This is a genomic window from Kitasatospora sp. NPDC001603, assembly GCF_040298365.1.
In the GTDB taxonomy this organism is placed as follows: Bacteria; Actinomycetota; Actinomycetes; order Streptomycetales; family Streptomycetaceae; genus Kitasatospora.
Window position 1 is genome coordinate 138,509 of record NZ_JBEPAA010000006.1, and the last position, 23,299, is coordinate 161,807.

Genomic DNA, 23,299 nt, shown 5'->3' on the forward strand with positions numbered 1-23,299 from the left:
TCGCCGATCCTGTCGATGGATCTCCGGCGCAGGACGCTGGCGAGGCGTGTGGGCGTCAGGGAAGGTTGCCGCGGACGATCACCTTCCCGGTCTCGCCCCGTACGATCACGTCCCGCCCCAGGGACTTGGCGATCCGCTCGGCGAACTCGCGAGACACCGCTTTCGAGGAATCACTCGTACTCTGCGCGACGATGACGACCCTCGCGCCCTCCCAGGAGGACCGGACGACCTCCCAGCCGAGCTTCGCGAACGAGGAGGCGATGAACTTCTCTTCGCTGATCCGACGGACTTCCCGGGTCGGCCGCAGGGGTGCCCCCTCGGCCTGCAACGTGTACTTCTCGATCTCCGCCATCCGGTGATCGAGGGAGCGGGTGATGAGGAGGATCTCCTCCGTCATGTCGGCCTCCGACCGCTTCACGGTATCGGAGGACCCGCCCTGCGACGGGAGCACACGAATGTCCCGCATCCTGCTCTCGAACTCCGGCCAGCTCCTTCGGAAGGCGCGGTCCAGCCGGTCGCGGGGGATCGCCGGCGTGCCCGAGGCGCTGTTCAGGTCGGTGAGGAACTTCAGCACCTCGTCCTCATTGTCACCGAGGACTGCCTGGAACTGGCTGAGTGGGCTGGTGAGTTCGGCGACCCTCATGCCGATGAGGAATGGCACGACGTAGCCTCCGACCTGGTTGGAGACGGCCCCGGCCTCGAAGTTGAGCCAACTGGACGACTGGTTCTCCGGAGTCGTGCAGATGATCCCGAAGTTCGCCTCGGAGAGCTTCGCGGCGATCTCCTGAGTCGCTCTGCCGCCTGCGGAGATGTCCTGGCTGGAGAGCCAGGGGTCGACGTGCTGGAGGACGTCCGGCAACCATGACCGCAGCGCCTCCGCCGTCATCCTGGCGCGCTGTCCGGACCAGCTCAGAAACAGTTTGATCGCGGTCTCCCCTCCTCGTGTTCGGTGCGCCGGAAGGTCGGATCAGACCCGGCTACCCCCGCGCGGCGTTGAGCAGCAGTGCCTGTTCCTCCCTGAGGGACCCGTGCGACTCGCGGACGTACGACAGGAACCGGCTTCCCGGGTGGCGGACCAGGACGGATTTGTCCGGGCCCGCGCCCTCCCAGTCGGACAGCAGGGCGTCGTAGGCCGTGGCGTGCGCGCAGAAGTCGAGGACGACGGCCGGCACCTCGCCCTCGATGATCAGGTCTCCCCGTGCGGTGATGATCTCCTGCATCTTCCGGGCGTTCGGGGCGAACACCGCCTCCACCCAGGTGCGCCACCGTGCCTCGTCCGGCGCCGCCAGTGGGTGGCCGCCCGGGTTCGGGCCGACGTGCATCATGAATCGGCGACGGTATTCGGCCCATGCTTTCTCGTTGGCTTCCGCGAGTACGAGAAGAGGGGCGTAGAACTCCCGCAGTTGGCTGCCGACCCAGTCGGCTCGGGCTCGTCGCAGCGACCTGCGGGTCTCTCCGTGATCGTTCAGCCAGTAGGCCAGCACGGCGATCAGGACACCGGCGCACGCCGTCACCACCGCTGCTTTCATTGGCTTCTCCAGGGCGCCGTTTGTGGGGTATTGAAGCACGGCGCGCTGAACCGTTGCCACCCCTCCGCCGAAAGGTCGTCAGTCTGCGGAGAGTTCGCGTGCGGAAGTATCGAATCTATTTGCGCACTCCAGGACGCCCGGGCGCCGGTCAGCCGCCCAAACTGGGAGGCTGACCGGCGTGCCGGGCGTGGTTTCGCTCGGGCCGCCCGGTCGGGGTGGGTCAGGCGATGGTGACGTCGACGCCCATCTGTTCGGCTCCTGGGGTGCCGGCGATGGCGAGGGTGACTCCGCTCCAGGTGCCGTCGGGCTCGTTGAGGGCCGGTGTGGTGTGCTGGCCGATGCCGGTGTTGCCGAGGGCCGGGTAGAGGTCGGTCCGGTCGCCCCGGTTGCCGGTGCCGAAGATCTTCCCCAGGTCGTTGCGGCCGTCGGCCTGCATCAGCGCGATGGCCAGGTGGTGTTCGTCGTTGACGTTGTCGATGGCTTCGTCCACCACGTAGGCGGCGACGCCCTGGGAGGGCAGGAACTCGTCCTGCCCGCGCTGGCGGCGGTACTCGACGATGATGTACTGGCTCTCCTTCATCCGCTGGGGGTTGCGGACGAACAGCAGGTCGCCGCCCTCGGCGACGGGCCGCAGCGCGATGCCGGTGGTGGTGCTGGAGACCTCCTGCGGGGTGGTCCAGCCGTGGAACATCCGCAGCATGCCGTTCGGGAAGACCGGGGTGACGCCGTCGTTGCCCCAGGAGCCGCCCGCCATCAGGCAGTAGTCCCCGAGGCCGTTGGAGGTCGTCGCCTCGACGCGGCCGGTGTCGTAGAAGTCGGCCCAGCGGGCGGCCAGGTGGCCCCACTCGTGGGCGCAGACGCCGACGGCGCAGTCCTCGGGGACGGTCAGGAAGGTCTGCACCCGCAGGCCGGGCGCGACCAGCACGCCGTCCTCGCCGGGCGGGTTCCACTTGAGGCTCCAGATGTCGCCGGGCCGCTCGGTCTGTTCGGCGCCGGAGCCGGCGTGGACGATGAACAGGGCGGTGACGAGGCCCTCGCCGAGGGCGTCGTAGCCGGCGGAGAAGTCGATGCCCTGGTCGAGCGCGAGTTGTAGCGCGTCGGCCGCCATGCCCTGGGAGTTCCGGGGCGGGTTGCCGGTGCCGGACTGGTTGTCGGCGTAGAAGGAGAGCGGCTGCGGCAGGCGGAGCCAGCCGTGCACCTCGCCCTGGATGTCGATGCCGTGCTCGGTCGGGTGGGCGGCGTCGAATCCGCTGACCAGGCGGTAGTAGTCGCGCATCGAGCCGGTCGTGAAGGTGTCGGCACTGAACAGCATCTGTTCGAAGTGGCCGACGGTGTGCTCGGGGCTGTGCGGGTGGTCGGGGAAGTCGACCAGCAGCACCAGGGTGCGGATGGTGCCGCGCAGTTTCTTGGTCGGACGGGTGATCAACTGGGCCCCGGTGCTGGGGCCGGGGCGGACGGCGCCGTCGTCGAGGCCGATGACGTTCTCACCGCGCCGCCGGGAGCGCCAGACGTAGTAGTACTGCTCGAAGGTGAGGCTCGCCGGGATCCGCCGGTGTTCGACGAGGTCCTGGTAGCGGGCCCGGAGTTGGGCGAAGGCCTTGGGGGACAGCGGCACCGGGCAGGCGTGCCGGTGGCCGGTGGGGTCGAGGGGGTGGTGATGCTGCGGGGTTAAGGTGTGACGCATCGTGACGGCTCCTTTGAGCCAGCTCACTCCGCGGGGGAGCATGGCGACCCCGCCGAGCGGGCGGTCGCCGGCAATCGGTCGGCTCGCCAAGAGGCGGTCGGGTCTGGCCGGTACCGGTTGCGAAATGGGCGATTTGCGGCTTTCAGCCCTATTCTGACGCTCCGCGTGGGCAAAGCACCAGACCCGGGGGCGCGCCGGTTCGCTCAGCCGGCGCGGTACGCGGCCGCGGCGGCCGCGAACGAGGCGGCGAGCTGCGGTGATCCTCCCCAGTGCAGGTGCAGATACGAAGCGTGAACGTTGCCCAGCGTGCCCCCGGTGAAGCCCTCGGTGTTCGGCCCGGTCGGCAGCCGCCAGCCCCAGGCGGGCCGCTCCCCGGCGCCGGGCTCGCAGACCGTGCGGTGGAACTCGTGCCCGCGCACCCGGGTGCCGGTCGGCGCCAGCGGCGAGTCGGTCAGGGCGACGGCCTCGCGGTACCCGAGGGTCAGCCGCTCGGTCATCCGGGCCGAGGTGTCCAGGATGCCGCACATCGGCAGGCCGTCCAACTCCCGTCCGAGGTAGAGCAGTCCGGCGCACTCGGCGGCGATCGGCGCGCCCGAGGCGGCGAACGCGGCGATCGCGGCGCGCAGCGTCCCGTTCGCGCTGAGTTCCCGGACGTACAGCTCGGGGAAGCCGCCGCCGATCACCAGTCCGGCGGTGTCCGCGGGCAGCGCGTCGGCGTGCAGCGGGTCGAACGGCACCACCTCGGCGCCGGCCGCGGTGAGCAGTTCGGCGTTCTCGGCGTACGAGAAGGAGAACGCGGCGCCGCCGGCCACCGCGATCCGGGGCGCGCCGGCCACCCGCTCGACCTCGGCGGCCGGGTCCCACGGCGTGGCGTCCAGCGGAGGAGCCGTCCGGGCCAGTGCCAGGACGGCGTCCAGGTCGACCGACGCGGCCACCAGCTCGCCCATGTCGGCGACGGCCCGCAGCGCCTCGGCCGAGCGCTCGACGGCCGGGATCAGGCCGAGGTGGCGGGACGGTGTGGCGACCGCCGCCGAGCGGCGCACCGCGCCGAGCACCGGCACCCCGGAGCCCTCCTCCAGGGCCTCGCGCAGCAGCAGCTCGTGCCGGTCGGAGGCGACCCGGTTGAGGATCACCCCGGCCAGCCGGACCTCCGGGTCCCAGGAGGCGAAGCCGTGCACCAGCGCGGCCACCGAGCGGGACTGCGAGGAGGCGTCCACCACCAGCACCACGGGTGCCCGCAGCAGCTTGGCGACGTGGGCGGTGGACGCCAGCTCGCCGCGTCCGGAGGCGCCGTCGAACAGCCCCATCACGCCCTCGACCACCGCGACGTCCGCCCCGGCGGCGCCGTGCAGGAAGAGCGGCGCGATGCGCTCCGGCCCGCACATGAAGGCGTCCAGGTTGCGGCCCGGCCGGCCGGCGGCCAGGGCGTGGTAGCCCGGGTCGATGTAGTCCGGGCCGACCTTGTGCGGCGAGACGGCCAGACCGCGCGCGGCGAGCGCGGCGATCAGGCCGGTGGCGACGGTGGTCTTGCCGGAGCCGGAGGACGGCGCGGCGACGACGAGACGGGGGACGCTGTTCAAGGCTCTACTGCTTTCGCGGACTCACGGACGTGTCACGGGCTTCACGGGCTTCACGGACTTCGCCGGCTTCACGGGCGGCACGGGCGGCACGGACCCGAGGGAACGCACGGGCGGCACGGACCCGAGGGAACCCACGGATCCGAGGTGACGCACGGATCCCGCGAAGCCCGCCGGGCTCACCACTCGATGCCGCGCTGGCCCTTGCGGCCGGTGTCCATCGGGTGCTTCACCTTGGTCATCTCGGTGACCAGGTCGGCGGCCGAGGTCAGCGCCTCGGTCGCGTACCGGCCGGTGATGACCACGTGCTGGCTGCCCGGGCGGTCCTTCAGCACGGCGACCACCTCGTCCACGTCGACCCAGCCCCAGTGCATCGGGTAGGTGAACTCGTCCAGCACGTAGAAGCGGTAGGTCTCGGCGGCCAGGTCGCGCTTGACCTGCTCCCAGCCCTCCTTGGCGGCCGCCTCGCTGTCCATCTCCATCTCGGTGGAGCGCTGGATCCAGGACCAGCCGGAGCCCATCTTGTGCCAGTCGACGGTGCCGCCCTCGCCGGAGGCGCCGAGCACGCGCAGCGCGTTCTCCTCGCCGACCTTCCACTTCGCGGACTTGACGAACTGGAACACTCCGATCGGCCAGCCCTGGTTCCAGGCCCGCAGCGCCATGCCGAAGGCGGCGGTGGACTTGCCCTTGCCGGGGCCTGTGTGGACGGCGGTGATCGGCTGGGTGCGGCGCTGGCGGGTCGTCAGGCCGTCGTCGGGCACGCTCTCGGGGACTCCCTTGGGCATGTGGATCAGGCCGCCTTTCGCGTCGGGGTGGCTCGGTTGGCACGGTTGTCGCGGACGAGCGAGGCCACGCCCTCGGCCCGCAGCTCGTCCAGGGTCACGGCGGTGGCGCCCAGCCGGGCGGCCAGGGTGCGGGCCAGGCCGAGCCGCACCGGGCCGGCCTCGCAGTCCAGCACCACGCTCGCCACGCCCTGGGCGGTGAACAGTCCGGCCGCCTGGTGGGAGCGCGCGACGGCGTCGCGGGAGCCGGTCGCCCGGCCGTCGGTCACCACGACCAGCAGCGGGCGGCGGTGCGGGTCGCGCATCCGCTCGACCCGCAGCACCTCGTGGGCCCGCAGCAGCCCGGCCGCCAGCGGGGTCCGGCCGCCGGTCGGAAGCGACTCCAGCCGGGCCGCGCCCACCTCGACGGAGGAGGTCGGCGGCAGGGCCAGCTCGGCGCTCGCGCCGCGGAAGGTGATCATGCCGATCTTGTCCCGGCGCTGGTAGGCGTCCATCAGCAGGGAGAGCACGGCGCCCTTGACGGCGGTCATCCGCTGCCGGGCCGCCATCGAACCGGAGGCGTCCACCAGGAACAGCACCAGGTTGGACTCGCGGCCCTGCCGGACCTGCTCGCGGAAGTCGTCCTTCTGCAGCAGCAGCGCGCGCGAGTCCCGCCCGCGTGCCACCTGGTGCGGCGCGGCGGCCCGCAGGGTCGCGCTCAGGTGCAGCCGGGCCAGGCGCCCCTGCGGGCGGCGGGCGCGGATGGTGTGGCCGCCGTCGGTCTCGGCGGGGGAGCGGCGGCCCTGGGCGCCCTTCCCGGTGCCCTCCACCTTGAACAACCGGGTGCGGTACGGCTCGCCGGCCGCCACCGGCGCGGTCTGCGGCGCGCCGCCCCGGCCCTGCTGCGGGACGGCCTCCGGCTCGGCCGGCGCCTGCGGCTCGGGCCCGCCGGCCGCGGAGCCGTCGGGCGTGTCCGCGGGCGCGGGCGCGCCGCCGCCACCGTCGGGGCCGCCACCGTCGGGGCCGTCACCGTCGGGGCCGTCACCGTCGGGGCCGTCACCGTCGGGGCCGCCGCCGTCCGGGCCGGGCCCGTCGTCCTCGGGGCCGCTCCCCTCGGGGCCCTCGCCGGGCTGCTCCCCCTCCGAGGGCCGCTCCGCGGGCTCGGGCTCCTCGGGCCCGGCGTGCTCCTTCAGGGTCCGCTCCAACTGCTCCTCGTCCAGCCCCGGCGCGTCGAAGGGGTTGCGCCGGCGGCGGTGCGGCAGGGCCAGCTGCGCGGCCTTGCGGACGTCCTCCTCCAGCACCTGAGTCCGGCCCGCCCAGGCGGCCAGCGCGACGGCGGTGCGGGCCATCACGATGTCCGCGCGCAGCCCGTCCACCTCGAAGGCGGCGCAGACGGCGGTGATCTGGCGCAGCGCCGTGTCGGTCAGCTCCACCTCGGGCAGCAGCTCCCGGGCCGCGGTGATCCGCCCGGCGAGCGCGCGCTCGTCCTCGGCGAACCGCGCGGCGAACCCGGCCGGGTCGGCGTCGTACGCCAGCCGGCGGCGGACCACCTCGGCGCGCTCGGCCGGTTCCCGGGTGGCGGCGATCTCCACGGTCAGGCCGAACCGGTCGAGCAGCTGCGGGCGCAGCTCGCCCTCCTCCGGGTTCATCGTGCCGACCAGCAGGAACCGCGCCGCGTGCCGCACCGAGACGCCCTCGCGCTCCACGTAGGAGCGGCCCATCGCGGCCGCGTCCAGCAGCAGGTCCACCACGTGGTCCTGGAGCAGGTTGACCTCGTCGATGTAGAGCACGCCCCGGTGCGCCCGGGCCAGCAGGCCCGGCTCGTACGCCTTCACGCCCTCGGCCAGGGCGCGTTCCAGGTCCAGCGAGCCGACGATCCGGTCCTCGGAGACGCCGACCGGCAGCTCGACCAGCCGGGCCGGGCGGTGGGTCTCGTCGGCGCCGTCGTGCGCGCCGTCCGGGCAGGCCGGGTCCGGCGCGACCGGGTCGCAGGCGAAACGGCAGCCGTCGACGGCGGCGATGGACGGGAGCAGACCGGCCAGCGCCCGCACCATGGTCGACTTGGCGGTGCCCTTCTCACCCCGCACCAGCACGCCGCCGACGGCCGGGGAGACCGCGTTGAGCAGCAGCCCGAGCCGCAGGTCGGCCATTCCGACGATCGCGGTGAAGGGGTAGCGGACGTCACTCATGATTCTCCAAGGGGGCCCCGGGCGGCAGGAACGGCAGCGAACCCGCGGCCGGCACCCCGCCCTCGATCAGCTTCCACAGCGCGTCGGTGTCCGCGTGCTCCTCGATCAGGTCGCCCAGCCGGTCCAGCCGGGCCTCGCGCGCCTCGGCGAACGAGGTGTCCGGCGCGGGCACGAACGCCCGGCCCGACAGAGCGGCGACCTCGCGCAGCAGCGCGCGCCGGAAGCCGTCGTTCTCCAGCGCGCCGTGCCAGGTCGTGCCCCAGACCGCCCCCACCCGGCAGCCGTCCAGGAACGCCTCTCCGCCCTCCACGGTGACGATCCCGTGGTGGATCTCGTACCCCTGGACCGGCTGCCCGTAGGCCTCGCCGACCGGCCGGCCGAGCACCTTCTCGGCGCCGAACCGGACGTGCGTCGGGAGCAGCCCGAGGCCGTCGACGGCACCGGCCTTCGACTCGACGTCGTCGTGGATGGCGCGCGCGAGCATCTGGTAGCCGCCGCAGACGCCGAGGACCGGCAGCCCGGCCGCGGCCCGGGCCCTGAGGGCCGGCTCCAGGCCGCGCTCGCGCAGCCAGGCCAGGTCGGCCACGGTGGCCCGGGTGCCGGGCAGGATCACCAGGTCGGCGTCGGCCAGCTCCTCGGGCCGGGTGGCCCAGCGGACCAGCACCCCGGGTTCCTGGGCCAGCGCGTCCACGTCGGTGAAGTTGGACAGCCGGGGGAAGCGCACCACGGCCACCCGCAGCACGTCGGCGCCGAGCGGCCCGCGCCCCTCGGCGCGGTCCACCACGGTGGTCAGGTCCAGGGAGTCCTCGGCGTCCAGCCAGAGCCCGGACAGCATCGGCAGGGTGCCCAGCACCGGACGGCCGGTCAGCTCGCGCACCATCTCCAGCCCGGGCGCCAGCAGCCGCGCGTCGCCGCGGAACTTGTTGACGAACCAGCCCGCCACATGGCGCTGGTCCTGCTCCGACAGCAGCGCCAGCGTCCCGTACATCGCGGCGAACACGCCGCCGCGGTCGATGTCGCCGACCACCACGACCGGCAGGCCGGCGGCGGTGGCCAGGCCCATGTTGGCGATGTCCCGGTCCCGCAGGTTGATCTCGGCGGGCGATCCGGCGCCCTCGCAGACCACCACGTCGTAGCGCCGGCGCAGGTCGGCCAGGCACTCCAGGGCGCGCTCCAGCAGGACGGGCTTGCGGTCGCGGTAGTCCAGCGCGCCGACCTCGGCGACCGCCCGGCCGAGCAGCACCACCTGGCTGCGGCCGTCCGCGCCGGGCTTCAGCAGCACCGGGTTCATCGCCGCCTCGGGCTCCACCCGGGCCGCCTGGGCCTGCATCGCCTGGGCGCGACCGATCTCGGCACCGTCGGCGGTGACGAAGGAGTTCAGCGACATGTTCTGCGCCTTGAACGGCGTCACGGCGACGCCCTGACGGGCCAGCCAGCGGCAGATGCCCGCGGTGACCACGCTCTTGCCGGCGTCCGAGGTCGTCCCGGCGACCAGCAGTGCGTTGCTCATGCGCTCCCCCTTCTCGTCCCCGCCTTGAGTGCCTGCACGACGGCGTGCCCGGCGACGGTCGTACCCAGTGCGAGCAGTCCCACCCGGCGGGAGAGCCGGCAGGCGCGCTCGATGTCGTCCACCGTCACCGGTCTCAGCTCGCCGCCCAGTACCGGCCGGTGCTCGACCCGGGCGCCGTACCGCAGGGTGCCGCCGAGCCGCACGCCGACCGCGCCGGCGAAGGCCGACTCGGCCTGGCCCGCGTTCGGGCTGGGGTGGGCGGAGCCGTCCCGGCGCCAGACCCGCCAGGCCGTCCGGGGCTCGGGCGCGGCGGCGACGGTCAGCAGCGCGGTCAGCCGCGCGCCCGGCCAGCCCGCCACGTCGTCCAGCCGCGCCGAGGCCCAGCCGAACCGGGCGTGGCGCGGCGAGCGGTGGCCGACCATCGCGTCCAGGGTGTTGACCGCGCGGAACGCCAGCAGCCCGGGCGTGCCCGCGAGGGCGCCCCAGACGAGTGCGTTGACCACGGCGTCGGCGGTGTTCTCGGCGACCGACTCGACCACCGCGCGGGCGATCTGCCCCTCGTCGAGGGCGCTCGGGTCACGGCCGCACAGGTGCGGCAGCCGCTGCCGCGCCGCCGTCAGGTCGTGCGCGGCGAGCGAGCGTCCGATCGTGCGGGCCTCGCGGGTGAGCGAGGTGCCGCCGAGCACCGTCCAGGTCGCGGCGGCGGCCAGCGCGGCCCGCCCGAGCGGGCGGCGGCCCAGGGTGCGGTCGGCCGCCAGCGCGCCGGCCGCGACGGTGCCCACGCAGAGCGCCGTGAAAGCCGTTCCGACGGCGCGGTCGTCCCGCCAGATCCGCCGCTCCAGCCGGCCGGCCGCACCGCCGAAGACGGCCACCGGGTGGCCGCGGCGCGGGTCGGCGAAGCGGGCGTCGGCGAGGTACCCGGCCGCGGCCCCCAGGGCGAAGGCGGCGGCGCGGGTCAGCGGGCGCACGGTGGACAGCAGAGGGCTCGGAAGGTCGGGGCAGCCTGCATCGCGTGCGTGTCCTCACTCAGGGTCCGCGCCCTGGATCGACGTACCGGGGGCGAGAGTCTCCTGGCTTCCGGGTCGAACGCACCCCCGGGCCCGGCGGCGGCTTCTGACGGCCCGCCGCGGTGGGCCCCCTCCGGCGCCGTGGCCGGCGGAGGAGGGACTCCGAGTGTGCTCCCCGGTGACAGTGGCGGGACCGCGCCGGACTCGCACCGGCTTCCTCTGCATGCCTCCGTTTGGCTGAAGGATCCCATCACGCGGCCGAACCGTGCGTCAACCAAGGTCACGGAGGGGTTGGTCACAGCGGAGCCGGGCCGCCCGACCCCGTCACTACCTCCGATCGGCACCCCCCGCAGGGGCATGACAGCCTGTGCGATCGTCCAGTCGCCCGGAGGAGCCTCCGGGCCCGCTTCGTGTGTTCGGCGGCTGGGGGGCGGCCGGACCACCCCCTACCGTCGGGCCATGCGACGCAGACAGCCACCCGCCGTGCCCCCGGTGCCCTTCTCGCCCGCGGCCGCCCGCGCGCACCGCGCCGGCCTCGGGCTGACCCCCGAGCAGGTGGTCGAGGGCATGGCCGCGCACGGCGTCCGGCTGCTGCCCTCCCACGTGCTTGGCTGGGAGAGCGGCGAGCTGCGCCCCGCCGAGGACGAGTTCATCGCCCTGGCCCGGGCGCTCTGGTGCCCGCCGGCCCAGCTGATGGGCGTCCGCCCGGCCCGGCTGCGGGACTTCCGGGTCGCCCGGGAGCTCAACCAGGAGAGCGCGGCCCACCGGATCGGCCTCGCACTGGACCGGTACCAGCGGGCCGAGGCGACCGGTCAGTGGGACGGCGACCAGGAGCAGACCTACGCGCTGGCCCAGGTGCTCGGCACGACCCTGCGCGAGCTGGTCGCGGTGACCGGCCGGGCGCAGGAGCTGGACCGGCGGCTGCGGCAGTGCGTGGACGGCCGGTGGCAGGCGCAGCTCCGGCCGATCGGCCGGATCGTGCCGGTGCACGAGGGCGACCTCACCGCCGTGCTGACGGCGCTGCAGAACGAGTACCAGGTGACCTCCCACTGGGGCGCCGGCAGCTGGGGCTCCCCGGCCCCGGCGGCGGACACCCGCGCGGCGGCGGCCCGGCCGCTCGGCGAGCGGTTCTGGGAGCTGCTGGAGCGCCTGGAGACCGAGATCCCGGTCTGACGGGCCGGTACCGCGCCGCCCCCGCGCGGCGCCTCCCCCTCCCTGCCCTATCTCTGCCGCTTCCCGTGCCGCCGTGACCAGAGGGCCGAGAACCGCGCCGCCGCTTCCCGTGCCGCCGTGACCCGGCCAGGACCCGCGCCGCCGTGACCCGGACGGCCGCGTCCGGTGGCCGGGTGGCGCCCCCGCGAGTGGACTGGTGGGCAGACTGCCCAGTCCGCGACCAACAGAGCGGGGAGCGATATGCGTTGGGGAACCGCAGCCGCCGTGGCGGCCGCCGCCGTCGGCACCGGGGCCGCCGTCCTGCTGATCGGCCGGAGGGCCTCCGAGCGGATGGTCCGCCCGGCGGTCGGCCGCGAGCGGGCCGCCGGCCCCGTCGTGGTGCTGACCCTCGCCGCCGGACGGGCCACCTTCACCCGCGGCGCCGAGAGCGCCCGCCCCGGCCGCTGGGCCGTCGAGTGGGGCGACGGAGGGCACGCGGTGGTCGGCGAGATCCTGCACGCCGACGAGCGGGGCGTCAGCCGCCGGCTGGTCCGCGCCGACCGCGGCACCCTTGCCCCCGGTACGGCGGTCCGCTTCACGCCCCGCGTCCATCTCGGCGACCCGACCAGCGCCCTCGGCCTGCCGTACACCGAGACCGCCGTCCAGGGCGAGCTGGGCGCGCTGCCCGCCTGGCGGCTGGACGGCAAGCGGGGCACCTGGGTGATCCTGGTGCACGGCCCCGGCGCCGACCGGCAGCAGACCCTCCCGGTGATGCCCGTCCTGCACCGGCTCGCGCTGCCCGTCCTGGCCGTCACCTACCGCGGCGACGAGGGCGCGCCGGCCTCCCCGGACGGCCTCGGCCACTTCGGCGAGACCGAGTGGCGCGACGTCGAGGCGGCCCTGCGGCTGGCCCTGGACAGCGGCGCCGGGCGGGTCATCCTGTACGGCTGGTCGCTCGGCGCGACCATGGTCCTGCAGACCGCGGCCCGCTCCGCCTGGGCCTCCTCGATCCGCGGCCTGGTGCTGGACTCGCCCGTGCTCGACTGGTCGGCCACCGCCCGCCGGGGCGCCGCCCGGGCCGGCTACCGGGGCGCCGCCGCCGAGCTGGGCGCGCTCGCGGCCGAGGGCCGGGCCGGCGTGGATCTGGCCGACTTCGCCCGCCTCGCGGACGGCACCGACCTGCGGGTGCCCACGCTCCTCCTGCACGGGCCCGACGACGCGCTGGCCCCCTGGCAGGCCGCCGCCCGGCTGGCCCACCGCCGCTCCGACGTGGTCGGCCTCCAGGCCGTCCCCGGCGGCGAGCACGCCGGCCTCTGGAACGCCGACCCCGACCGCTACGAGGAGCACCTGCGGCGCTGGCTCACCCCGCTGCTCTGAGGCCCGTCGCGGGCGCTCCCAGCCGTGTTCCGGACAGCCCCTCGGGCCCCTTCCCGCACCCCGTCCGCCCCGTCTTTGCCCAGGCTGGCGTGTCCGCGTCACACAGATCCGGCTAGGCGGTTTGGCCTCTGTTGCCCGATCTTGTCGACCCCCTGCGACCACCTGTCGGGAGTCGGGGCCGATCGGATGTGACAGAAGGCCGGTACAAGGGGAAGACTGCTCGACGTGACGTCTCGGAATCCGCGCGACCGTGATGCCCAGCTCCCGCCGACGATCGGCTCCGGTGCGACGGTGACCCGTCTCCCCGGAACTGCCCACCGCCCCGCCGGCGCCAGGCCGGGCGGCTCCGGCGTACCCCGCCGACGAGGCCCCGCACCAGCCCCCGGCCGTGGCCGGGTCCCGGTGCCGGACGGCTTCCCCGCTCCCGCCGAGCTCGCCCCGCTGGCCCGTCGGATGCTGATCGACGCCGTCCGCATCGCCCGCTGGGCCGGTGAACTCGCCGAGGTCGACAAGCGCGGCGAGCTGCTCCCCGAGGACGCCCGCGACGCGGGCCGCGCCCTCGCCATGACGGTGGGCGCCGCCGGCAAGGCCTGGGGCCAGGCCCTGCTGGTCGGCCTGGTCGAGGCCCGGGACGGCGGCGCCGCCCCCGGCTGGCGGCTGCACGCCTGGGAGCACGACGACGAGGCCGTGGTCCGCGGCTGGTCCGCCCTGTTCGACGCCTGGACGCTGCTCGCCCCGGTGCCGCCCGCCGCCCTGCGCGGCGTGTTCGCGGTGCTCGCCGGGCAGGCCGTCGACCAGGCGCCGCAGCTGCTCTCCTTCCTCCACCTGGTGGCCGGCCCGGTCGCCGACAGCGAACTGCTGGAGCTGCTGCGCCGGGGCCTGGACGAGCGCCGGGTCGGCGGCGGCGACGGCGCGCTGGGCCTCTCGCCCGTGCCGCACGCCGCCTCCGCGGTCTCGGCCGTCCGCGGCACCTGCCGCGAGCCGCAGATCGACACCCCGGCCGCGCCCTCCGACGTGGCGGCCGTCCTGGACTGGATGCTGGACGGCCTGGCCGCGGTCGGCGCGGTGGTCCGCAAGGACGACGCCGCCGAGCTCTCCCCGCTCGGGCACTGGGCGGTGCGGGCCAAGCTGGAGGAGATCTGCACCGTCGCGCAGACCGCCGCCGGGCACATCGAGCAGAGCGCCTTCGAGCTGCTCAACGCCTGCGCCGACTACTCGCCGGGCCCGGCCCGGGCCGAGTTCCGCGCCTGGGTGGCGGCCCGACCGGCCGACCGGGCGGTGGCCGAGCTGCTGGACGCCGCCCAGGGTGACGACGCGCTGGTGCGCGGCCTCGCCTTCGAGGCGCTGCGGGTGGCCGGCTCCACCGCCGAGCAGGCCGTCCGGGCGGCCGTGGACGCCCCGGTGCTGCGCCCCTACGCGCTGCTCTGGCTGGCCGAGCAGTCGGACGAGGGCGTCGCCCCGGCCGATGTGCTGGGCGCGGAGGACGCCGCCTGGCTCTGGGTGGACACCGCGGCCGCGGTGCTCGACCACGGTGAGACCGAGCTGCTGGTGGGCCATGTCGAGGGCGCCTCGGCCGGTGACCCGGTCCGGCTGTTCGCCCGGGCCCGGCAGTCCGGCCACCCGCGGGCGGCGTCGGTGCTGACCGCGGTCTCCGGCGTCCACCCGGACCCGGTCGTGGCCCGCGCGGCCCGGCGCTCGGCCTTCAGCGTCCACCGCGGCGGCGCGTAGCCGTCAGGGCGCACCGCGGCGGCGCGGAGCCGCTCGGGCCTGACCGCGGCGGCCGACGGCCGCCACCCGGCCCGGCAGGGCCGCGGCCGGCCGCCGCGGGGCCGCACGCCGCCCGCACGGCCGTCACCACCGGCCCGGCAAGGGCCGCAGGGCATGCGAGAGGGCCCGGATCCGTCGAGCGGATCCGGGCCCTTCGTCGTACGTCCCTCGGGGTCAGCCGAGCCGGGACTCCGCCCGGCGCGCCCGGACGTCCCCGACCTTCTGGCCGACCTTGCGCCGGATCACCAGCAGCGGGGCCATCGCGGCGAGCGCGATCTGGCCGTAGGCGCCGATGTGCAGCAGGTAGTCGCCGCCCTTCAGGCCGGTCGCCCAGGCCGCCAGGCAGCCGATCGAGAGCACGATCCAGCAGAGCGTCGCGGTGGCCAGCAGCCCCTGCGGCTTCGGGTACTCGATCCGGCTCATCATCAGGTACGCGGTACCGGCGATGGCGAGCAGACCGGGCAGGAACGGCGGGTCGAGCAGCACGATGGCGATCACCGTCATGGCGCCCATCGGGCAGGGCATGCCCTGGAACACCCCGGGTCGCATCTTCACGGCGGAGAACCGCGCCAGCCGCAGCACCACGGACAGCAGCACCGTCAGCGCGATCAGCGCCGAGAGACGGCTGTCGGAGCCCGGCGAGACCATGCCCCAGACCGCGACGAAGTAGGCCGGCGCGATGCCGAAGCTGATCAGGTCGGCCAGGTTGTCGAGTTCGGCCCCGAGGGCGGAGGAGCGCAGCTTGCGCGCCACCAGTCCGTCGAAGAGGTCGCACATCGAGCCGATCAGCAGCAGCGTCACCGCGGTGGCGGCGCTGTGCTTGTCCGGCGCGGCGTCCGGGTTGGTGATGTGCGGGACGAGGACCCCGGTGGTGATCGAGTAGATCGCCAGGAAGCCGCAGACGGCGTTCCCCAGGGTCAGGAAGTCGGCGGTGGACAGGTGCTGGGGAGAGCGCGGGGCACGCAGCTCGCGGTCCCGCGCCCAACGGCGGCGGCGCAGGGCCGTCTCCTCGTCGTCCAGGCCGACGATCGTCTCAGGTTCAGTCACGGTCAAGGCGCGTCACCCCGGCTGTGGTCTTCTGGCCGACCTCGACGCCGACCTCGACGCCGGCCGGCAGGTAGGTGTCGACCCGGGACCCGAAGCGGATCAGACCGATCCGATCGCCCTGCTCGACCTTGGTACCGGCGTCGACGTACGGCACGATGCGGCGGGCCACGGCCCCCGCGATCTGCACCATCTCGATGTCGCCGAGCTCGGTGTCGAAGTGCCAGACGACCCGCTCGTTCTGGTCGCTGTCCTTGTTGAACGCGGGCACGAAACCACCCGCGACGTGCTCGACGGAGGTCACGGTGCCGGGCAGGGGCGCCCGGTTGACGTGGACGTTGAGCGGGCTCATGAAGATCGCCACCCGGGTGCGGCCGTCCGGCCAGGCGTCGATGCTCTGCACCACGCCGTCGGCGGGGGAGATCACTCTGCCCGTGCCGATCTCACGCTCGGGGTCGCGGAAGAACCACAGCATGCCGGCGCTGAGCGCACAGGCGGGCACCGCCGCCAGGGCCCACGCGCCATTGCGCCGGGTGAGGGCGGTGGTCACGGCTGCCGTGGCGAGGGTGGGGACGAACCAGGGGGTGGCTCCGCGCGCGATGGTCACGCGGGGTCGCCGGCCGGCCGTCGTGGCGGCGAGGGCATCGCTGTCCGTGACGGAGGTGTGAGGGGACGGGCTGATGGGCATCGAAGACCTTTGTCGCGGGGGATCATGGCCGCTGGACGGGGGCCACCGCGGGGATCGAGTAATAAAGGGACGGCGTCTGTCCCGGTGGATGCTATCGGGACCACACGGTGGGTGGGCAACCCGCCTGCTCGGTCATGTGTCCTGCGTGCGGCGCAGCTGCGCCTTCTGTGTATACGACCGTAGCTCGACCCGCTCCGGTTCCCAAGGGTCCGGGCAGGGCTGGTGACTCTTGTCTCAACAGGCATGCCCGGGGAACCCCGGGCCGTCGGCGCAGGGGCGCGCGCGGGGTGCGCCGAAGCGGCCGCAAGGCGCGTGACAGCAGCTGTACGCCCTACGGCCGCTTCGGGGAGCCGTGCCGGACCCCAGGCGGACCAGGCCGGGGTCGTGGTGGCACGGCGGGGTGCCGGGACGGGCCCGCACGCCCGTCGACCGGCCGTCACCGGGCCGTCAACCCGCCGGGCGGAGCGTCACCGCGCCGCCCGGGCGAGTCTTCGTGCTGGTCGTCCTCACTCCGCGATGCGGTACTCCTCCAGCAGACGACGTCCGACGATCATCTTCTGGATCTCCGCAGTACCTTCACCGATGAGCAGCATCGGAGCCTCGCGGTAGAGGCGCTCGATCTCGTACTCCTTGGAGAAGCCGTAGCCGCCGTGGATGCGGAAGGCGTCCTCGACGACCTCCTTGCAGTACTCGGAGGCGAGGTACTTGGCCATGCCGGCCTCGAGGTCGTTGCGCTCGCCGCTGTCCTTCTTGCGGGCGGCCATCACCATCATCTGGTGGGCGGCCTCGACCTTGGTGGCCATCTCGGCGAGCTTGAACTGGATCGCCTGGTGCTCGGCGATCTTCTTGCCGAAGGTGGAGCGCTGCTGGGCGTAGGAGATGCCCAGCTCGAAGGCGCGGCGGGCGACGCCGCAGCCGCGCGCGGCCACGTTGACGCGGCCGACCTCGACGCCGTCCATCATCTGGTAGAAGCCCTTGCCCGGGGCGCCGCCGAGGACGCGGTCGGCCGGGACGCGGACGTCCTGGAGGATCAGCTCGGTGGTGTCGACGCCCTTGTAGCCCATCTTCTCGATCTTGCCGGGCACGGTGAGCCCGGGGACGGTCGGGTTCGGGCCGAAGCCCGCCGTCTTCTCGATCAGGAAGGTGGTCATGTTCTTGTACGGGGAGCTGCCGCCCTCGTCGGTCTTGCAGAGCACCGCGACCAGGGTGGACGTGCCGCCGTTGGTGAGCCACATCTTCTGGCCGTTGAGGACGTAGGAGTCCCCGTCCCTGACGCCCTTGGTGGAGATCGCGGAGACGTCGGAGCCGAGGCCCGGCTCGGACATCGAGAAGGCGCCGCGGATCTCGCCGGCGGCCATCTTCGGCAGGAAGTAGTCCTTCTGCTCCTGGGTGCCGTGCGCGTTGATCATGTGGGCCACGATGAAGTGGGTGTTCACGATGCCGGAGACGGACATCCAGCCGCGTGCGATCTCCTCCACCACCAGGGCGTAGGTGAGGAGCGATTCGCCGAGGCCGCCGTACTCCTCGGGAATGGTGAGGCCGAAGAGGCCGAGCTGCTTCATCCCCTCCACGATGGCGGTGGGGTACTCGTCCTTGTGCTCCAGCTCGGTCGCGACCGGAATGATCTCCTTGTCGACGAAATCCCGCACGGTGGCGAGGATGTCCCGCTGGATCTCGGTGAGGCCGTCGGTCTGTGCGAGGCGTCCCATCGTGCGGCTCCTGTGGCGAAAGAGGGAGAGGGTGGGGGGAGGGCAGAACAGCGGGGGGGGGGGGATTTTCCGGGGGCCCTGCCGGCGTGGCTGCGGCAGCAGGGCCCCCGGAACCGGGGTGGGGATCGGCCGATGACGGCGGCCTACCCCTCCGGGGCTCCTGGGTGGTACGGCTCTGGACGGGCTAGGACAGCGGAGTCGGGCGGCCGGGCTGCTCGCCGCCGCGCTCCTTGATGTACGTCGCCGTCGGCACCATCACCTTGCGGCGGAAGATGCAGACGACCGTGCCGTCCTGCTTGTAGCCCTTGGTCTCGACGTACACGATCCCGCGGTCGTCCTTGGACTTGGACGGCCACTTGTCGAGCACGGTGGTCTCGCCGTACAGGGTGTCGCCGTGGAAGGTCGGCGCGATGTGGCGCAGCGACTCGATCTCCAGATTGGCGATCGCCTTGCCGGAGACGTCCGGGACGGACATTCCGAGCAGCAGCGAGTAGATGTAGTTGCCGACCACGACGTTCTTGCCGAAGTCGGTCGTCCGCTCCGCGTAGTTGGTGTCCATGTGGAGCGGGTGGTGGTTCATGGTGAGCAGACAGAAGAGGTGGTCGTCGTACTCGGTGACCGTCTTGCCGGGCCAGTGCTTGTAGACAGCGCCGACCTCGAACTCCTCGTAGGTGCGTCCGAACTGCATCTCAATGGTCCTTAGGAGGTCAGGAGGGGTCAGGCCTGCGGGGGCTCGAACTTGGAGGTGCGCTCGAACCCGGCGGCGCGGCCCTTGCCCGCGATGACCAGGGCCATCTTGCGGCTGGCCTCGTCGATCATCTCGTCGCCGAGCATCGCGGAGCCCTTGGCACCGCCCGCCTCGGAGGTGCACCAGTCGTAGGCGTCGAGGATCAGCTCGGCGTGGTCGTAGTCCTCCTGCGAGGGCGAGAAGATCTCGTTCGCGGCGGAGACCTGGTCCGGGTGGAGCACCCACTTGCCGTCGAAGCCGAGCGCGGCGGCGCGGCCGGCCACCTCGCGGTAGCCCTCCTGGTTGCGGATCTGCAGGTAGGGGCCGTCGATGGCCTGCAGGTCGTTGGCGCGGGCGGCCATCAGGATGCGCATCAGGATGTAGTGGTAGGCGTCGGCCGGGTAGCCCGCCGGCTGCTCGCCGACCACCAGGGACTTCATGTTGATCGAGGCCATGAAGTCGGCCGGGCCGAAGATGATCGTCTCCAGGCGCGGGGAGGACTCGGCGATCGCGTCGACGTTGATCAGGCCCTTGGCGTTCTCGATCTGCGCCTCGATGCCGATCTTGCCGACCTCGAAGCCCATGGTCTTCTCGATCTGGGTGAGCAGCAGGTCGAGCGCCCGGACCTGCTCGGCGTCCTGGACCTTCGGCAGCATGATGCAGTCGAGGTTGGGGCCGGCGCCCTCGACGACCGTGATCACGTCGCGGTACGTCCAGTGGGTGGTCCAGTCGTTGACGCGGACGACCTTGGTCTTCTTGCCCCAGTCACCGTTGTTCAGCGCGTCGACGATGTTGTGCCGGGCGCTCTCCTTGACCAGCGGGGCGCAGGCGTCCTCCAGGTCGAGGAAGACCTGGTCGGCCGGGAGGCCCTGGGCCTTCTCCAGGAAGCGCGGGTTGCTGCCCGGTACGGCGAGGCAGGAGCGGCGGGGGCGGAGCCGGTTGACGGGGGTGTCGCTGGCGTTGCTCATGAGGGGTGGTCAGTTCCTTCCACGATCAGCTGGTGGACGCGGCGGTGGTGGGCGTCCACGGCTGGAGCCTGTTGGCCAGCCGGATCTCGTCCACGATCCGGCCGATGATGGTGGTGATGCCGAAGTCCTTCGGGGTGAACACGGCGGCGACGCCGGCGGCCTTGAGGGCCTCGCCGTCCGCTGCCGGGATGATGCCACCCACGATCACCGGGACATCCTCCACCCCGGCCCGGCGGAGCCGGTGCAGGACGTCGGGCACCAGCTCGGAGTGCGCCCCCGAGAGGATCGACAGGCCCACGCAGTGCACGTCCTCCGCGACGGCGGCCGAGACGATCTGCTCGGGCGTCAGCCGGATGCCCTGGTAGACCACCTCGAACCCGGCGTCACGGGCCCGGACGGCTATCTGCTCGGCGCCGTTGGAGTGTCCGTCCAGGCCGGGCTTGCCGACCAGCAGGCGCAGCTTGCCGACACCGAGCTCGGCGGCGGTGGCGGCGACCGCCTCGCGGACCGCGGCCAGCTCACCGCCGGGCTCGGCGGCCACCGCGACCGGCGCGCCGCCGACGCCGGTGGGCGCGCGGTACTCGCCGAAGACCTCGCGCAGGGCGAAGGCCCACTCGCCGGTGGTGACCCCGGCGCGGGCGCAGGCGAGCGTCGCCTCCATCAGGTTGACGTCGGTGCCGGCGACGGCCTTGAGCTCCTCCAGCGCCTGCTGGGCGGCGGCCTCGTCGCGCTTGCCGCGCCACTCCTCCAGTGCGGCCAGCACGGACTGCTCGGAGGCCGGGTCGACCACCATGATCGCGGTGTCGAGGTCGGCCGTGAGCGGGCTCTCCTCAGTGGTGTCGAAGCAGTTGACCCCGATGATCTTGTCCTCGCCGGACTCGATCCGGGCCCGCCGGGCGGCGTGCGAGGCGACCAGGTTGGACTTCAGGTAGCCGGACTCGACGGCCGGGATGATGCCCCGGTTGCCCGCCTTGACGCCCATCTCCAGCACCTTGGCGATCTCGGCCTCGGCGCCGGCCAGCAGCTCGGCGGTCTTGGTCTCGATCACCTCGGAGCCGTTGAAGAGGTCCCCGTACTCCAGCAGGTCGGACTCGTAGGCGAGCACCTGCTGGATCCGCAGCGACCACTGCTGGTCCCACGGGCGGGGCAGGCCGAGCGCCTCGTTCCAGGCGGGCAGCTGGACGGCCCGGGCCCGGGCGTCCTTGGAGAGCGTGACGGCGAGCATCTCCAGCACGATCCGCTGGACGTTGTTCTCCGGCTGCGCCTCGGTCAGACCCAGCGAGTTGACCTGGACGCCGTAGCGGAAGCGGCGCTGCTTGGCGTCCTGGATGCCGTAGCGCTCCAGCGTGACCTTCTCCCAGAGCTGGGCGAAGGCGCGCATCTTGCACATCTCCTCGACGAAGCGCACGCCGGCGTTGACGAAGAAGGAGATCCGGGCGACCACCTCGCCCATCCGCTCGGCCGGCACCTGGCCGGAGTCGCGCACCGCGTCCAGCACCGAGATCGCGGTGCACATCGCGTAGGCGATCTCCTGGACCGGGGTGGCGCCGGCCTCCTGCAGGTGGTAGCTGCAGATGTTGATCGGGTTCCACTTGGGGATGTTGCCGACGGTGTAGGCGATCATGTCGGTGATCAGCCGGACCGAGGGCCCGGGCGGGAAGACGTGCGTCCCGCGCGAGAGGTACTCCTTGACGATGTCGTTCTGGGTGGTGCCGGTGAGCTTGGCGATGTCGGCGCCCTGCTCCTCCGCGACCACCTGGTAGAGCGCCAGCAGCCACATCGCGGTGGCGTTGATCGTCATCGAGGTGTTGGTCTGTTCGAGCGGGATGCCCTCGAACAGGGCCCGCATGTCCCCGACGTGGCCCACCGGGACGCCGACCCGGCCGACCTCGCCGCGGGCGAGGACGTGGTCCGAGTCGTAGCCGGTCTGGGTCGGCAGGTCGAAGGCCACCGACAGGCCGGTCTGCCCCTTGGCGAGGTTCTTGCGGTAGAGCGCGTTGGAGTCGCTCGCGGTCGAGTGCCCCGCGTAGGTGCGCATCAGCCAGGGGCGGTCGCGTCCGGCCATCAGACGTTCCGGAAGCGGTTGATGGCGTCGATGTGCTTCGCCCGGAACTCCGCGTCCCGCACGCCCAGGCCCTCCTCCGGCGCCAGGCAGAGCACGCCGACCTTGCCCTGGTGCTTGTTGTGGTGCACGTCGAGGGCGGCCTGGCCGGTGTCCTCCAGCGAGTAGACCTTCGAGAGCGTCGGGTGGATCTTGCCCTTGGCGATCAGGCGGTTGGCCTCGAACGCCTCGCGGTAGTTGGCGAAGTGCGAGCCGACGATGCGCTTGAGCGACATCCACAGGTAGCGGTTGTCGTACTGGTGCATGAAGCCCGAGGTGGAGGCACAGGTGACGATGGTGCCGCCCTTGCGGGTGACGTAGACCGAGGCGCCGAAGGTCTCGCGGCCCGGGTGCTCGAAGACGATGTCCACGTCCTCGCCGCCGGTGAACTCGCGGATCTTCGCGCCGAGCCGCTTCCACTCGCGCGGGTCCTGGTTGTTCTCGTCCTTCCAGAACTTGTACCCCTCGGCGGAGCGGTCGATGATCGCCTCGGCGCCCATCGCCCGGCAGATCTCGGCCTTCTGGTCGTTGGAGACCACGCAGATCGGGGTGGCGCCGCCGGCCAGCGCGTACTGGGTGGCGTACGAGCCGAGGCCGCCGCTGGCGCCCCAGATCAGCACGTTGTCGCCCTGCTTCATGCCCGCGCCGTTGCGCGAGACCAGCTGGCGGTAGGCGGTGGAGTTGACCAGGCCGGGGGAGGCGGCCTCCTCCCAGGTCAGGTGCTTCGGCTTCGGCAGCAGCTGGTTGGTCTTCACCAGCGCCAGCTGGGCCAGACCGCCGAAGTTGGTCTCGAAGCCCCAGATCCGCTGCTCCGGGTCCATCATCGTGTCGTTGTGGCCGTCCGGGGACTCCAGCTCGACCGAGAGGCAGTGCGCGACGACCTCGTCGCCCGGCTTCCAGACGTTGACCCCGGCGCCGGTGCGCAGCACCACGCCCGCGAGGTCGGACCCGAGCACGTGGTACGGCAGGTCGTGGCGCTTGGTCAGCGGGGAGAGCCGGCCGTAGCGCTCCAGGAAGCCGAAGGTGGAGACCGGCTCGTAGATCGAGCTCCACACGGTGTTGTAGTTCACGGCGCTGGCCATGACGGCGACCAGGGCCTCGCCCGGGCCCAGCTCGGGCAGGGCGACCTCGTCGAGGTGGAGGGACTTGCGGGGGTCCTTGTCGCGGCTGTCGAGGCCGGCGAACATCTGCTCCTCGTCCTTGTGGAGCGTGACCGCCCGGTAGGACTCCGGCAGCTTGAGCGCGGCGAAGTCCGCCGCGGTGCTGTCGGAGTTGAGGATCGCGTCGAGGATTTCCTTCATGGCTGCCTCCGAAGGCGTACCTGTGTGAGGGGCACAGGGCGTCTGGGGGAGCCGGGAGCGGACACCGGCTTCGCTGAGATGGGTGGTTGGGTGGCCTGGCTGGGACCGTGCGGTGGATCTGCGGTGGACCTTGCTGGGCACAGCTCCCGGGGTGTGGGAGCGCCGGACGACGGCGCGCCGTGGTGGGGAGCCGCGGCGCCGCGACTGG

The 23,299-nt window shown here is 73.1% G+C and carries 18 protein-coding genes and 1 riboswitch; of the genes, 3 read left to right on the top strand and 15 right to left on the bottom strand.

What is annotated here, in order from left to right:
• Positions 1–55 precede the first annotated feature (55 nt).
• The 8 genes from ABT263_RS06660 to ABT263_RS06695 form a co-directional block, all read right to left on the bottom strand.
• Complete coding sequence (locus tag ABT263_RS06660) at positions 56–925, bottom strand: TIR domain-containing protein (protein WP_352288381.1); 870 nt, start codon at positions 923–925, stop codon at positions 56–58.
• Between the two features lie 52 nt (positions 926–977).
• Entirely contained in the window at positions 978–1,589 is a 612-nt protein-coding gene (locus ABT263_RS06665) for a hypothetical protein (protein ID WP_352288273.1), read from the bottom strand.
• A 160-nt stretch (positions 1,590–1,749) separates the two neighbouring features.
• Positions 1,750–3,213: a M6 family metalloprotease domain-containing protein gene (locus ABT263_RS06670; RefSeq protein ID WP_352288275.1), complete on the bottom strand. Its 1,464-nt coding sequence runs from the start codon at positions 3,211–3,213 to the stop codon at positions 1,750–1,752.
• 203 nt (positions 3,214–3,416) lie between these two features.
• Positions 3,417–4,793 (bottom strand): cobyrinic acid a,c-diamide synthase CobB, encoded by a 1,377-nt coding sequence (locus ABT263_RS06675; RefSeq protein ID WP_352288277.1) that lies wholly within the window; start codon positions 4,791–4,793, stop codon positions 3,417–3,419.
• 176 nt (positions 4,794–4,969) lie between these two features.
• Entirely contained in the window at positions 4,970–5,575 is a 606-nt protein-coding gene (gene cobO, locus ABT263_RS06680) for a cob(I)yrinic acid a,c-diamide adenosyltransferase (protein ID WP_329490083.1), read from the bottom strand.
• A 5-nt stretch (positions 5,576–5,580) separates the two neighbouring features.
• Positions 5,581–7,740 carry a putative cobaltochelatase gene (locus tag ABT263_RS06685; RefSeq protein ID WP_352288280.1) on the bottom strand — a complete coding sequence of 720 codons (2,160 nt, stop codon included), beginning with the start codon at positions 7,738–7,740 and terminating at the stop codon, positions 5,581–5,583.
• Entirely contained in the window at positions 7,733–9,250 is a 1,518-nt protein-coding gene (locus tag ABT263_RS06690; protein ID WP_352288283.1) for a cobyric acid synthase, read from the bottom strand. The genes ABT263_RS06685 and ABT263_RS06690 overlap by 8 nt, the downstream gene beginning before the upstream one ends.
• Complete coding sequence (locus ABT263_RS06695) at positions 9,247–10,218, bottom strand: cobalamin biosynthesis protein (RefSeq protein WP_352288284.1); 972 nt, start codon at positions 10,216–10,218, stop codon at positions 9,247–9,249. The genes ABT263_RS06690 and ABT263_RS06695 overlap by 4 nt, the downstream gene beginning before the upstream one ends.
• Before the next feature lie 93 nt (positions 10,219–10,311).
• Positions 10,312–10,504, bottom strand: a riboswitch (cobalamin riboswitch).
• A gap of 212 nt (positions 10,505–10,716) precedes the next feature.
• Here ABT263_RS06695 and ABT263_RS06700 point away from each other — a divergent pair.
• The 3 genes from ABT263_RS06700 to ABT263_RS06710 all read left to right on the top strand — a co-directional run bounded on the left by ABT263_RS06700 (position 10,717) and on the right by ABT263_RS06710 (position 14,514).
• A complete protein-coding gene (locus ABT263_RS06700) occupies positions 10,717–11,430 on the top strand; it encodes a helix-turn-helix domain-containing protein (RefSeq protein ID WP_352288287.1) in 714 nt (237 codons plus the stop codon).
• A gap of 240 nt (positions 11,431–11,670) precedes the next feature.
• Positions 11,671–12,786, top strand: a complete 1,116-nt coding sequence (locus ABT263_RS06705) for an alpha/beta hydrolase family protein (protein WP_352288290.1) — start codon at positions 11,671–11,673, stop codon at positions 12,784–12,786.
• Between the two features lie 402 nt (positions 12,787–13,188).
• Positions 13,189–14,514 (top strand): hypothetical protein, encoded by a 1,326-nt coding sequence (locus tag ABT263_RS06710; protein ID WP_329490089.1) that lies wholly within the window; start codon positions 13,189–13,191, stop codon positions 14,512–14,514.
• A gap of 213 nt (positions 14,515–14,727) precedes the next feature.
• Here the strand turns inward: ABT263_RS06710 and ABT263_RS06715 are convergent, their stop codons facing one another.
• From ABT263_RS06715 to ccrA, 7 genes are all read right to left on the bottom strand, one after another.
• Positions 14,728–15,606, bottom strand: coding sequence for a CDP-alcohol phosphatidyltransferase family protein (locus tag ABT263_RS06715; protein ID WP_380391186.1), 879 nt, complete (start codon positions 15,604–15,606; stop codon positions 14,728–14,730).
• A complete protein-coding gene (locus ABT263_RS06720; protein ID WP_329490090.1) occupies positions 15,593–16,285 on the bottom strand; it encodes a phosphatidylserine decarboxylase in 693 nt (230 codons plus the stop codon). The genes ABT263_RS06715 and ABT263_RS06720 overlap by 14 nt, the downstream gene beginning before the upstream one ends.
• 506 nt (positions 16,286–16,791) lie before the next feature.
• Positions 16,792–17,994, bottom strand: coding sequence for an acyl-CoA dehydrogenase family protein (locus ABT263_RS06725; protein WP_329490091.1), 1,203 nt, complete (start codon positions 17,992–17,994; stop codon positions 16,792–16,794).
• A 184-nt stretch (positions 17,995–18,178) separates the two neighbouring features.
• Entirely contained in the window at positions 18,179–18,682 is a 504-nt protein-coding gene (locus tag ABT263_RS06730) for a MaoC family dehydratase (protein WP_352288293.1), read from the bottom strand.
• A gap of 29 nt (positions 18,683–18,711) precedes the next feature.
• Positions 18,712–19,689, bottom strand: a complete 978-nt coding sequence (locus ABT263_RS06735) for an HpcH/HpaI aldolase/citrate lyase family protein (RefSeq protein WP_329490093.1) — start codon at positions 19,687–19,689, stop codon at positions 18,712–18,714.
• Positions 19,690–19,714: 25 nt separating this feature from the next.
• Positions 19,715–21,754, bottom strand: a complete 2,040-nt coding sequence (locus ABT263_RS06740) for an ethylmalonyl-CoA mutase (protein WP_329490094.1) — start codon at positions 21,752–21,754, stop codon at positions 19,715–19,717.
• Entirely contained in the window at positions 21,754–23,091 is a 1,338-nt protein-coding gene (gene ccrA / locus ABT263_RS06745) for a crotonyl-CoA carboxylase/reductase (RefSeq protein ID WP_352288294.1), read from the bottom strand. The genes ABT263_RS06740 and ccrA overlap by 1 nt, the downstream gene beginning before the upstream one ends.
• Between the last annotated feature and the right edge of the window lie 208 nt (positions 23,092–23,299).

What these genes read in the sequence shown, in the direction of transcription:
- ABT263_RS06670 (WP_352288275.1), bottom strand. Translation starts at nt 3,213, where the DNA reads ATGCGTCACACCTTAACCCCGCAGCATCACCACCCCCTCGACCCCACC.
- cobO (WP_329490083.1), bottom strand. Translation starts at nt 5,575, where the DNA reads ATGCCCAAGGGAGTCCCCGAGAGCGTGCCCGACGACGGCCTGACGACC.
- ABT263_RS06685 (WP_352288280.1), bottom strand. Translation starts at nt 7,740, where the DNA reads ATGAGTGACGTCCGCTACCCCTTCACCGCGATCGTCGGAATGGCCGAC.
- ABT263_RS06690 (WP_352288283.1), bottom strand. Translation starts at nt 9,250, where the DNA reads ATGAGCAACGCACTGCTGGTCGCCGGGACGACCTCGGACGCCGGCAAG.
- ABT263_RS06700 (WP_352288287.1), top strand. Translation starts at nt 10,717, where the DNA reads ATGCGACGCAGACAGCCACCCGCCGTGCCCCCGGTGCCCTTCTCGCCC.
- ABT263_RS06705 (WP_352288290.1), top strand. Translation starts at nt 11,671, where the DNA reads ATGCGTTGGGGAACCGCAGCCGCCGTGGCGGCCGCCGCCGTCGGCACC.
- ABT263_RS06720 (WP_329490090.1), bottom strand. Translation starts at nt 16,285, where the DNA reads ATGCCCATCAGCCCGTCCCCTCACACCTCCGTCACGGACAGCGATGCC.
- ABT263_RS06725 (WP_329490091.1), bottom strand. Translation starts at nt 17,994, where the DNA reads ATGGGACGCCTCGCACAGACCGACGGCCTCACCGAGATCCAGCGGGAC.
- ABT263_RS06730 (WP_352288293.1), bottom strand. Translation starts at nt 18,682, where the DNA reads ATGCAGTTCGGACGCACCTACGAGGAGTTCGAGGTCGGCGCTGTCTAC.
- ABT263_RS06735 (WP_329490093.1), bottom strand. Translation starts at nt 19,689, where the DNA reads ATGAGCAACGCCAGCGACACCCCCGTCAACCGGCTCCGCCCCCGCCGC.
- ABT263_RS06740 (WP_329490094.1), bottom strand. Translation starts at nt 21,754, where the DNA reads ATGGCCGGACGCGACCGCCCCTGGCTGATGCGCACCTACGCGGGGCAC.
- ccrA (WP_352288294.1), bottom strand. Translation starts at nt 23,091, where the DNA reads ATGAAGGAAATCCTCGACGCGATCCTCAACTCCGACAGCACCGCGGCG.